Annotated in this window: 13 protein-coding genes; 3 read left to right on the forward strand and 10 right to left on the reverse strand. The window is 59.1% G+C overall.

Annotation, left to right across the window (positions count from 1 at the left end; all coding sequences use genetic code 11):
• A complete protein-coding gene (locus tag AC1RAC_RS04400; protein ID WP_052199932.1) occupies window positions 1-450 on the reverse strand; it encodes a hypothetical protein in 450 nt (149 codons plus the stop codon).
• A 394-nt stretch (window positions 451-844) separates the two neighbouring features.
• Here AC1RAC_RS04400 and AC1RAC_RS04405 point away from each other — a divergent pair, with 394 nt between their 5' ends.
• The 3 genes from AC1RAC_RS04405 (at window position 845) to AC1RAC_RS04415 (ending at window position 1,772) form a co-directional block, all read left to right on the forward strand.
• Window positions 845-1,120, forward strand: a complete 276-nt coding sequence (locus tag AC1RAC_RS04405; protein ID WP_032872432.1) for a phospholipase A2 family protein — start codon at window positions 845-847, stop codon at window positions 1,118-1,120.
• Window positions 1,121-1,230: 110 nt separating this feature from the next.
• Window positions 1,231-1,461 carry a hypothetical protein gene (locus AC1RAC_RS04410; RefSeq protein WP_034125688.1) on the forward strand — a complete coding sequence of 77 codons (231 nt, stop codon included), beginning with the start codon at window positions 1,231-1,233 and terminating at the stop codon, window positions 1,459-1,461.
• Window positions 1,462-1,529: 68 nt separating this feature from the next.
• Window positions 1,530-1,772, forward strand: a complete 243-nt coding sequence (locus AC1RAC_RS04415) for a DUF2789 domain-containing protein (protein WP_034125689.1) — start codon at window positions 1,530-1,532, stop codon at window positions 1,770-1,772.
• Here the strand turns inward: AC1RAC_RS04415 and AC1RAC_RS04420 are convergent, their stop codons facing one another.
• From AC1RAC_RS04420 to iolD, 9 genes are all read right to left on the reverse strand, one after another.
• Window positions 1,773-1,976: a hypothetical protein gene (locus tag AC1RAC_RS04420; protein WP_034125690.1), complete on the reverse strand. Its 204-nt coding sequence runs from the start codon at window positions 1,974-1,976 to the stop codon at window positions 1,773-1,775.
• 157 nt (window positions 1,977-2,133) lie between these two features.
• Window positions 2,134-2,538 carry a TraR/DksA family transcriptional regulator gene (locus tag AC1RAC_RS04425; protein WP_003191666.1) on the reverse strand — a complete coding sequence of 135 codons (405 nt, stop codon included), beginning with the start codon at window positions 2,536-2,538 and terminating at the stop codon, window positions 2,134-2,136.
• A gap of 433 nt (window positions 2,539-2,971) precedes the next feature.
• Window positions 2,972-3,994, reverse strand: a complete 1,023-nt coding sequence (locus AC1RAC_RS04430; RefSeq protein ID WP_003191668.1) for an ABC transporter permease — start codon at window positions 3,992-3,994, stop codon at window positions 2,972-2,974.
• Window positions 3,995-4,020: 26 nt separating this feature from the next.
• Window positions 4,021-5,574: a sugar ABC transporter ATP-binding protein gene (locus AC1RAC_RS04435; RefSeq protein ID WP_057977505.1), complete on the reverse strand. Its 1,554-nt coding sequence runs from the start codon at window positions 5,572-5,574 to the stop codon at window positions 4,021-4,023.
• A gap of 64 nt (window positions 5,575-5,638) precedes the next feature.
• On the reverse strand, window positions 5,639-6,574 hold the full coding sequence (locus tag AC1RAC_RS04440; RefSeq protein WP_057977503.1) for a sugar ABC transporter substrate-binding protein: 936 nt from the start codon (window positions 6,572-6,574) through the stop codon (window positions 5,639-5,641).
• 49 nt (window positions 6,575-6,623) lie between these two features.
• Window positions 6,624-6,800, reverse strand: coding sequence for a hypothetical protein (locus tag AC1RAC_RS04445; protein ID WP_003191673.1), 177 nt, complete (start codon window positions 6,798-6,800; stop codon window positions 6,624-6,626).
• A 126-nt stretch (window positions 6,801-6,926) separates the two neighbouring features.
• Window positions 6,927-7,955 (reverse strand): Gfo/Idh/MocA family protein, encoded by a 1,029-nt coding sequence (locus tag AC1RAC_RS04450; RefSeq protein WP_054897784.1) that lies wholly within the window; start codon window positions 7,953-7,955, stop codon window positions 6,927-6,929.
• A 150-nt stretch (window positions 7,956-8,105) separates the two neighbouring features.
• Window positions 8,106-9,116 (reverse strand): bifunctional inositol 2-dehydrogenase/D-chiro-inositol 1-dehydrogenase, encoded by a 1,011-nt coding sequence (iolG, locus tag AC1RAC_RS04455; RefSeq protein ID WP_072447792.1) that lies wholly within the window; start codon window positions 9,114-9,116, stop codon window positions 8,106-8,108.
• A gap of 19 nt (window positions 9,117-9,135) precedes the next feature.
• Entirely contained in the window at window positions 9,136-11,067 is a 1,932-nt protein-coding gene (gene iolD, locus AC1RAC_RS04460) for a 3D-(3,5/4)-trihydroxycyclohexane-1,2-dione acylhydrolase (decyclizing) (RefSeq protein ID WP_294157141.1), read from the reverse strand.
• Between the last annotated feature and the right edge of the window lie 117 nt (window positions 11,068-11,184).

Raw genomic sequence — 11,184 nt, forward strand, 5'->3', positions numbered from 1 at the left:
CTACTCGCTGGCCTTGAAGGTCACCAGTTCACCCTTGCGCCATTTGGCGGCTTTGCCAGTCACGGCCTTCAGGGTCTTGGTCAACCCTTCCTGCAATTGCTCATGGGCGGCGAATACCAGCATCACGCTGTGGCCTTCCTTGAACACAATACCCTGGCCTTCGTTCGACGACACAAAGGCATAGTCGCCGAGGCCGTAGACGGTCAACTTGATATCGCGAAACCTCAATTCGAACTTGCCACCTTCGCGGCTGGGTAATACCGCTGCGCGAAAATGGTCACCTACTTTGAGTTCCAGACGTGGCTTGTCGTCCACGACCAGCGCCGTTTCGGTATCGATTTCGGCGATATAAATACCTTCCGGCGTCTGTTCAGTGACGTAGACAAACCGAGATTGAAACTGCTTGACCAACTTTGCGCGCAAATCACCCAGCACGAATAACGCGTGCATATCCAGATTACTGACTGCCAAGGAAACGCCCCCACATCAAAAAAGCACTGACCGCCAAAGCGAACAGCACAAAAAATGGCCGTTACGACACGATACAGAGTCATTAAAAAACTGAAGAGAACTCGTAAGGCTAGTACAAACCTCAACGGCGGACCTCATGGGAAGTCAACCGCGATACAGCAAATCACAGGTTCAACGACCCGAGAATACGGGTCTGCCGACTTCAGAGAATAACCCAATTAAAAATGCAGTTTTCCGACACCCCAACACAAAAAAACATCTGGGCATGGAACCAGTCACGAACTACCGACGACAATACTAGAACAGCAACCAGGGTGAAAACCACCCGAAACAACGCAGACAAGCTATCAGGATCGATCGACAGGAGCTGAGCATGCAACGACGTCAACACGACGCTACGTCTTTCCACACTCGTTCACCATGTCCCGACGAACAGCAATACTACTGCCTGCTGAACCTGAATGGGTACTCCAATTCGGTGCTTTACCAAGTTGTACCCGCAGGAAAGAACTTTTTTCATATTCTTGAAGTGCCCAGCGGCAAGATCAAGGGGTTTCGCAGCGATCACATCAAAGCCTGCGAACTGGCCAAGTCCCTTGAAGCCAAGCTATACGCCTCAGGCGGCGGGATCGTTTCGTCGCCTGGATGACTTTACCGCGCCACTGCCCCTCAACAACTGCCATACTGGCCTGTCCATGGAAGTTTGCCCCCCGCGGGTCAGGTTTCATCAACGCAGTTACCTTGAAGGGAAAGCCATACGTGACGGAATTTGATATTGGCGAATTTATTATCCACGGCGATGCGAGGGAAGTAGACGGTGAGTTTCAAGCGGTCATCATCATGCGAGCAAAACCACCGCTGAACAAGGTCACCGCGCACCAGGTGGAGAAAGACCGCTGGTTCAAAACCGCCGACGCAGCGGCCGTGGCTGGCAAAGAGGCGGCCAAGGCACTGAAAACCGCCGTGGATTGCGGCGCGCTCAATACCTGACAATCCGATAGAACTCTGGCGTGCCCTGCCCCTCACATGCATGACGATAAGCCCGCATGGAGAACGCTATGGACACCACCACCCCAACCCTTGAAACCCTGTTCGAACAACTGGGGCTGGATTCCAGCCAGGAAGCCATCGAACGTTTTACCGCCGAACATCGACTGCCCGATGATGTAAAACTCATCGACGCGCCATTCTGGAGCGAACAGCAGGCGAACTTCCTCAGGGAACAATTGCAGGTCGACGCAGAATGGGCTCCCGCAGTGGATGACCTCAATGCGTTGCTGCATGAGCCTCCCCGCGCTTGATCAATGCAGGCTGTCTGACGCTTCCCTGCGCAATAGCGCTTGCCAGGCAGCCTGGCATTCCTGCGCCTCGTCCCGGCTGGCGAATGCAGTGCCGCGCTGCTCACCGTTGAGCAACACCACCCAGCAAGCTCGCTGGCCCAGGGCTCGCAGGGTTTGGGGTACGCCACTGCCGATCATTACGGCCACATCGACTTTGTTTTGCATGGAGCTTCTCCGCAGCATTAGTTAGCTGGCTAACAATGTTGGCCATGCTACGGCTTTATTCCAGTTGGAAAAAGCTATCCACGGAATAGCTTCATTGCATAAACAGCAACAATGCCGATCCAGGGCGGCCAGCTAGAGAGCCGCCCCCTTCACCGCATCAGGCTTGACGCTGGTGCTTGTCGATCTGCTCGTGGCGCTCTTGCGCTTCGATGCAGTACTTGGTGGTAGGACTGATCAGCAGGCGCTTGAGGCCGATAGGCTCGCCGCTGTCGTCACACCAGCCAAAGGAATCTTCCTTGATGCGTTCCAGAGCACGCTCAAGTTGCGGCAGCATGCGCTGGTCGCGGTCAATGGCGTTTACCAGCCAGGTGCGCTCTTCTTCGACAGAAGCCGCGTCAGCCGGGTCGGCCGGGGTGTCCAGGCTCTCAATGGCGATACGGTTCTGCTCAATGCGCTCGTGGTGCTCCACCTTCATGTCTTGCAGCAACTTCTCGAAAAAAGCGTGCTGTTCGGCATTCATGTAGTCATCCGCCGGCATGGCCAGCAACTTTTCCTTTGTCATTGATTTCTCTATAAAAAATACGTGCATTAAGGCGAATTAGGGAGCGTTCCGGCCGACCTGTGCAGGTCTCGGAAGGGCGCCATCCATTCCAAGCGCCACCCGGCACTCAATTTACGAGGGGCGGCAGTCTAAGGCCGACTTGAGGGCGCAGCAACTGAAAAGACAGGCATTTTTTCCCGATCAACCCCCAAAAGCACCAGGACGGGCTTGGCGAACGGTCATCGGAGTGCGTTTATAGCAAGAAATTCAGTGTTGTGGAGCTATATAGAAGACAAACGGTTGAAAGTGCCTGATCCCCTGTAGGCGCGAGCTTGCTGTGGCGAGGGAGCTTGCTCCCGCCGACTGCGCAGCAGTCTCCGGCTTTTTGGGGGGGCTTCGCCCGCCGCAAGCAAGCTTGCTCGCCACACAAGCTCGCTCCTACAAGGGCAGGTACTCAGCGCTTGAGCTTGCGCTTGTTGCGGTATTGATCGATCACCACCGCCACCACAATGATCAGGCCCTTGATGATGTCCTGGATATACGCATCCACCCCGACAAAGGTAAACCCGCTGGCCATGACGCCGAGGATCAGCGCGCCGATCACCGTGCCGGTGATGCGCCCTACTCCACCGGCCAGGCTGGTGCCGCCGATCACTGCGGCGGCAATCGCGTCCAGCTCGTAGGACATGCCCATGCCGGCCTGCCCCGTCGCTGCACGTGCCGAGGCCACCACGCCGGCCAGGCCCGCCAGGAGACCGGCGATGCTATAGACGATGATCAGGTGACGCTTGACGTTAATCCCCGAAGTACGCGCCGCCTGCATATTGCCGCCGATGGCATAGGTGTACTTGCCATACTTGGTGTAACGCAGGGCAATGTGGAAGATTACCGCCACCACCAGGAAGATAATCACCGGCATCGCGCCATGGCCGATCGCTGTGTAGGAGTCCGAGAGCATGCTCACCGGCTGGCCTTCGGTGTAATAGCGTGCCAGGCCACGGGCCGAGACCATCATGCCCAGGGTTGCGATAAACGGCGGGATGCCGGTGACCGCGATAATGCTGCCGTTGATTGCCCCCGCTAAAAGCCCTACGCCCAAACCCATCGCCACCGGGATCCACACCGGCAAGTCGGTGAGGGACGGAAACACCGCCCGGGAAAAGTCGGAGGTCTGCGCCAGGCTGGCGGCGATCATCGCTGACAAGGCCAGCACCGAGCCGGACGACAAGTCGATGCCCGTGGTGATGATCACCTGGGTCACACCGATGGCCAGCAGGCCGATGATCGACACCTGCAGGATCATCAGCACCAGACGCTGGGAGTTCATCAGAAAGCTCTGGTCTCGCACGATCCAACCGAACAATTCAAACACCAGGCCGATACCGATCAGCACCAGGAAGATACTCAGCTCGGTGGGCATGCGTCGACGGTTCTTGACCGGCGCGGTTGCCGGCTTGTTGTCTGTTATTGCGTTCATAACCCATCACCTTCTTATTCTATAGATCAGTGGACTGCGGTCATCCCGGAAGCCAACTGCATGACTTTTTCCTGGGTCGCCTCGGCGCGATCCAGGGTGCCCATCAGTTCACCTTCGTGCATCACCATCACCCGGTCGCTCATGCCGAGCACTTCGGGCAGTTCGGAAGAAATCATGATCACCGCCATGCCCTCGCTGGCGAGGAAGGCGATCAAGCGATAGATCTCAGCCTTGGCGCCCACATCGATACCACGCGTCGGCTCATCCAGGATCAGCAAGCGTGGGTTGGTCATCAGCCAGCGCGCCAGCAAGGCCTTTTGCTGATTACCGCCGGACAAGGTGTCGATGCATTGCTCCAGTGACGGGGTTTTCACCCGCAGCTTCTTGCACATGTCTTCACACAAGGCACGCAAGGCTTTCTGCTGGATAAAACCGTTGCCCGAATAGTGCGGCAACACCGCCATCTCCATGTTCTCCAGCACCGACAGGCACGGGAACAGGCCGCTGAGCTTGCGGTCCTCGGTCAACAGCGCAAAGCCCTTCTCAATGGCCATATGCGGGTCGGTAATGCGCACCGCCTTGCCGTCCAGGGTGATTTGCCCGCTGGAACTTGGGGTGATGCCAAAAATGGTTTCCGCCACGTTGGTGCGCCCGGAGCCCATCAGCCCGGCGATACCGAGGATCTCCCCGGCGTGCAGGTCGAACGATACATCCTTGAATACGCCGTCCAGGCTCAGGTCGCGCACCGACAGCAGCAGTTCACCAATAGGCGTTTCGCGCACCGGAAACAGCTGGCTCAATTCACGCCCGACCATCATCGAGATGAGGCTGTCGCTGTTCATGCTGTCGGCCCGCTGCAAGCCGATGTATTGGCCGTCGCGGAACACCGCCACTTCATCGGCGATGGCGAACACTTCGTTCATCTTGTGGGTGATATAGACGATGCCTTTGCCCTGGGACTTGAGGTCGGCAATGATCGAAAACAGGTGGGCCACTTCCTTGTCGGTAATGGCCGAGGTGGGTTCATCCATGATCAGGATGTCGGAGTCGTAGGACACTGCCTTGGCAATCTCGACCATCTGCCGTTCGGCAATGCTCAGGTTGCCGACCTGTTCTTCGGGGTCGAGGTTGATGCGCAGGCGCGCCAGCAACTCGGCGGTGCAGCGGTGCATTTCGCGGTGGTTGACCATGTGCAGGCTGTTGAGCTGTTCGCGGCCTATCCAGATGTTCTCGGCGATGCTCATATGGGGCATCAGGTTGAGTTCCTGATGGATCATCGCGATCCCGGCCTTTTGCGCGGCCAGCGGCGTTTCAAAGGTGATCGGCTTGCCACGCAGGCGAATTTCGCCGGCGTCGGGCTGGTAGATGCCGGCGATGATTTTCATCAGCGTCGACTTGCCCGCACCGTTCTCGCCCATCAACGCCAGCACCGTGCCGGGGCGCACCCGCAGCTGCACATCGTCCAGGGCCACGACACCGGGAAAGCCTTTGCTGATGTTGAGGATTTCCAGCAGGTAGGGTTCGTCCAGCGCCAGCGCCGGGTGGGCGACGGGCTGAGACGTGGCGGCTTGAGCAAGCATAGGGAGGTACTCCATCTGCAGGGCGGCCGTGGCCGCCCTGCCAGCTTTTGTTGTTATGTTGGGGCTACTTGAAATCTTTGACGTTGTCCGGGGTGATCAACTGGAACGGGATCACCACGTTCTGCTCGACCGGCTCCTTCTTGGCCATTTTGCGCGCTGCCTCCACCGAACCTACCGCCTGGCCCTTGGCGTCCTGGAAGGCCGACACGGTCATGTCGCCCTTGGTGATCGCGTTCAAGCCATCGGGCGTGCCGTCGACACCGGCAATCAACACGCTGCCTTTTTCCTTGCCGGCCGATCTCAGGGCCATGGACGCCCCGATCGCCATCTCATCGTTGTTGGCCAGCACCGCATTGAACTCCCGGCCCTGGGTCAGCCAGTCGTTGACCAGGGTCATGCCCCTGTCACGCAACCAAATGCCGGTCTGTTCCTGCTCGATCTTGATGTCCGGGTACTTGGCCAGCACTTCCTTCACGCCCTTGGTGCGATTGGTGGTGGAGTTGTTCGCCAGGTCACCCAAAAGGATCACGACCTTGCCCTTGCCGCCGAGTTTTTCGGCGATGTATTGCATTTGCAGGCGGCCGGCCTCGACGTCATCGGAGGTCACGGCCACCACGTCCTTGGGCAAGTCTTTCTGGTCGGGGCGGCGGTTGACGAACACCAGCGGTATACCCGCCTTGGTGGCGGCACTGATGATGTTCTTGGTCGACGCGGTATCGACCGGGTTGACGATAATCGCGTCGACCTTCTGGCTGATGAAGTTCTCGACCTGGCTCAATTGCTTGACCACATCGGCGCGGGCATCTTCGAATTGCAGTTGCACGCCATCACCTTTTGGATAGGACTTGGCTTGCTTATCCATATCCTCGCGCAGGTAGGTGAGGAAGGTGTCATCGAACGCGGACATCGTCACGCCCACCTTGAGATCGGCGGCGCCGACAACGCCACTGGCCAGCAGCATGGACAAGGCCAGGGCGGTAAAACGGATCGGGGTCTTCATGAACGGTCTGTCTCCACTTTCTTGTTGGTTTTTTTCGACGTTGCGTTGATCAGGACTCGGCTGTCAGTCGCACCACCGGCGCGCCTGGAATGCAGCACACCAGCGCGCCCTGGTTTTCGACGCACAGCACATTCAGGAAGGAGAAGTAGAACGGCCGGGCGCGGGGCAGTCCGCGTGGCGCTTGGAGGGGGCGTAAAACTCGCAGTACAGCGTTGAAGATTTTCATCTGACGGTACCTGGTTGTTTTTGATCTTGTTTTTGTTGAGTCGCCCGTAGGTTCCGGGACGTACTTTATGCAACCTGGAAAAGACTGTATTAGAAAATAATTTCCATATCAACCTGTTTTAGAATTTTATTCTATTTTCGTCGAAACCACCTGCTGGCGCTCGGCACTCAGGCGCGCGGCGTCCAATATACGGGTGGTTTCCAGGGCGTCATAGGCATTGACCGGCAGCGGTCCCTGCCCCACCACGGCCGCTTGCAACTGCCGATAGAATTGGGGCCAGCAGCCCTTCTCCGACGGCACCCGCTCACGCTCCGGCCCTTGCTCAAACCAGCCCCAGCGCCGATGCTCCTCGGCGCCCCAGTGTTCACCTTCGGTTTTCGGTGACTTGCCGGCCAGCAGCGCTTCTTCCTGGCCATCCAATCCGTCGACGGTGTAGCAGCCCAGGCTGCCACTGACGCGAAATCGCGGCGCCTGGCTGTTCTGCAACGCGTTGCCCCACAGGTGCGAAATCACGCCATTGGCATGGGTGAGGGAGACAAAGAAGCCGTGGTCCACCGTGGGATGTTCTGGTGTGTAGTGCAATTGAGCGAACACCCGCTCCACCGGGCCGAACAGTTGCAACGCCTGGTCCACCAGATGGCTGCCCAGGTCACGCAGCCATCCTCCACCGCTGGCATTGCCCACGGCCTGCGGACTGTAACGTTCCACACGGGATTCAAAGCGGGTGATGGTGCCCAGGGCGCCAGCGTCGATCAGTTTGCGCAGGGTCAGGTAATCCGAATCCCAGCGCCGATTCTGATAAACACTGAGCAACGAGCCCTGACGTTCGGCAGCGGTAATCAGGGCCTGGGCTTGTTCGGCGTTGGCGGCAAAGGGTTTATCGCTGACCACCGCCACCCCGTGCTCGATGGCTTCCAGCACCAGGGCCGGGCGACCTTTGAGGGTGGTGGAAATCACCAGGGCATCGACGCCGGCTTCGACGATCTGGCCGATGGAGTCGAAGGCTTTGACACCCGGAAGGTCAGTACTCAGTTGCTTGCGACGTTCGGGTGAACGCGTCACCACGCCGACAAAGGTGGCGCCAGGCAGGGTGGCGATCAACGGCGCATGAAAAAAGCGTCCGCCGTGGCCGTAGCCCACTAGTCCGATTCGCATGTTCAACTCCAGAATTGATTTGGAAACCCAATCAACTGTGGGAGCTGGCTTGCCTGCGATAGCAGTGAGTCAGGCAATCAATCTGTCACTGATAGACCGCTATCGCAGGCAAGCCAGCTCCCACAGTGTCAACCACTTTTCTGCAGTGAGTTAGCCGTAGAAGCGCGGGCGATCCGGCAGGCTGACTTTCACAATCTGCCCACTGCCCTGGGCTTCAATACACGCATCCGCCGCCACCGCCGCCGCAAACCCATCCCAGGCCGACGGCCCGCCGACCTGCCCGGCCAGCACGCTGTCGATAAACGCCTGCAACTCCACGTCATAGGCACCGATAAACCTATCCTTCCAATCCATCAGGATTGCGTTGGACAGCTTCGCGTCGCTGCGCAGTTGCACCTGAGATGGTTCCGGCAACCTGGCGATGCCGCTCTCCCCTACCACTTCGCACTGGATGTCGTAGCCGTATTGGCAGTTCACAAACACTTCCACGTCGATACGCGTGCCTTTGGCAGTTTCCAGCAGCACGATCTGCGGGTCGCGCAGGTGCGCCAGCGCCTTGCTGGTCTTGCGCGGGAACACCACCTGCACGGACACGTAGTCGTCGTTGAGCAGCCAACGCAGCACGTCCAACTCATGGATCAGGGTGTCGGTGATCGCCATGCCGGTGTTGTAGTTCTCGCCCACCGTGGGGTTACGGTGCGCGCAGTGCAGCATTAACGGCTCGCCAATCTGGCCGCTGTCGATCACCGACTTGAGGGCACGATAGCCTTGGTCGTACGGGCGCATGAAACCCACCTGGACCAGGCGCTTACCGTGTGCCACTTCGGCCTCGACAATGTTGCGGCAGCCCTCGGCCGTCACCGCCAGCGGTTTTTCACAGAACACCGGTTTGCCGGCAGCAATCGCGGCCAGCACAAACTCTTCGTGGCTCGGCCCCCAGGACGTCACCAGTACCGCTTCGACCTCTGGCGCGTTGATCAATGCATGGCCGTCCGGGTACACCTCGGCGTCCAGCTTCAAGTCCGCCACCACCTGGGCCGCCTGCTCAAGGTTGATATCGGTGACGGCCACCACCTGGCTGTTGAGCAAGGCCTGGCTGCAACGACGAATATGGTCCCGGCCAATGGCGCCCGTACCAATCACTCCAAGTTTCAAAGACATGCAAACACTCCTCTTGTTGTTAGTACTGCCGGGCCTGGGCCAGGTGTTCATTGAGTTTTTTTGCCGCTGCATTCGTACGTTCACTGGTGGACACTTGCGCCACACCCACCCGCCACCACGACAGGTAGCCGTGGATCATGGTCTTGGGCAGCACCTTGATATCGATCAACGTGGAGACGCTTTGCGTGCGGGCATCCGCCAACGCCGCTTCCAGCTGTTCCAGCGTGCTGACCTTGTAGGTCTTGCAACCGTAGGCCGCTGCGCTCATGGCGAAGTCCACTGGCACCAGGCCACCGTCGAGCTTGCCGCTCTCGGGGTTGCGGTAGCGGAACTCGGTGCCGAAGCTGTCCATGCCATTGCCAATCTGCAGGTTGTTGATGCAACCGAACGCCATGTTGTCCAACAGCACCACGTTGATCTTGCGGCGCTCCTGGATCGAAGTGGCCAGCTCCGAGTGCAGCATCATGTAGGAGCCATCGCCGACCAGGGCGTACACCTCCTTGCTCGGCTCGGCCAGCTTCACGCCCAGGGCGGCATTGATCTCGTAGCCCATGCATGAATAGCCATACTCGACGTGGTAGGTGTTGACGCCCTTGCTGCGCCAGGCACGCTGCAAATCGCCGGGCAGGCTGCCAGCGGCGGCCACGATGATTGCGTCATCGGCCAGGCGTGCATTGAGCACGCCGAGCACAGCGCTCTGGGTCAGGCACGAACCGGTCAGCTCGATGAATTCCCGCAGCACGGCACGGTCCAGGTGGTCGTCGACTTCGGGGACAAACTCATCGCCCTGGTAGTGCACCTGATGCACGCGGTCCACTTCAGCGTCGAGTTGCGCCTTGGCGTCGGCGATCTGCTCGCCCCAGCCCGAACGGTAATCGCCCAGGGCATCGGCCAGTGCTTCAAGGGCGACTTTTGCATCGGCCAGCACTTGCACGCCGTCCAGCTTCAACGCATCGCAGGGGCTTATATTGAGGTTGAGAAACTTCACCTCGGGGTGCTTGAACAGCGATTTTGAGGAGGTGGTGAAGTCGGTATAACGGGTGCCGACACCGATGATCAAGTCCGCCTCAGGCGCCAGCAGGTTAGCCGCCAGGCAGCCGGTTTCGCCGATGCCGCCGACGTTCAGCGGATGGCTGGACACCACGGCGCTCTTGCCCGCCTGGGTTTCCGCGAAAGGAATATCGAAACGCTCGGCAAAGGCTTGCAGTGCCTGGTTGGCGCCGGAGTATTTGACCCCGCCGCCGCAAATGATCAGCGGCTTGCGCTTGCCGCGAAACGCAGCCAGCGCGTCACCGATCATGGCGCTGGTGGCCGGGCGTCGGTCGATGCGGTGCACGCGTTTTTGCAGAAAATAGTCGGGGTAGTCCCAGGCTTCGGCTTGTACATCCTGGGGCAAGGCCAGGGTCACCGCGCCGGTTTCAGCCGGGTCGGTCAGCACGCGCATGGCATGGATCGCCGCGGTCATCAGTTGCTCGGGGCGGTTGATGCGGTCCCAGTATTTGCTCACGGAGCGGAAGGCATCGTTGGTGCTGATGCTCAGGTCGTGGAACTGCTCGATCTGCTGCAAAACCGGGTCGGGCTGACGGCTGGCATAGACATCGCCGGGCAAGAGCAGCAACGGGATGCGGTTGGCGGTGGCAGTCGCTGCGGCGGTGAGCATATTGGCCGCGCCCGGCCCGACCGAGGCCGTGCACGCATAGATCTTGCGGCGCAGGTGCTGCTTGGCGAACCCGATGGCGGCGTGGGCCATGCCTTGCTCATTGCGGCCCTGATGCACCACCAGGTCGCCGCTGCCCTGCTCCAAGGCCTGGCCAAGGCCCAACACATTGCCATGCCCGAAAATAGTGAACACCCCGGCGACAAACTTGCTCTGTACGCCATCGACTTCGATGTATTGGTTGTCCAGGAACTTCACCAGGGCCTGGGCCATGGTCAATCTTGTTGTGGTCATCACTTGCACCTTGTATGAATGCAATTGGAATGTTCAACACCGATCCACTGTGGGAGCTGGCTTGCCTGCGATAGCGGTCTATCAGTTGCACAGGTATTGCCTGACACACCGCTATCG

This window comes from Pseudomonas sp. GW823-FHT02F05, from assembly GCF_058797315.1.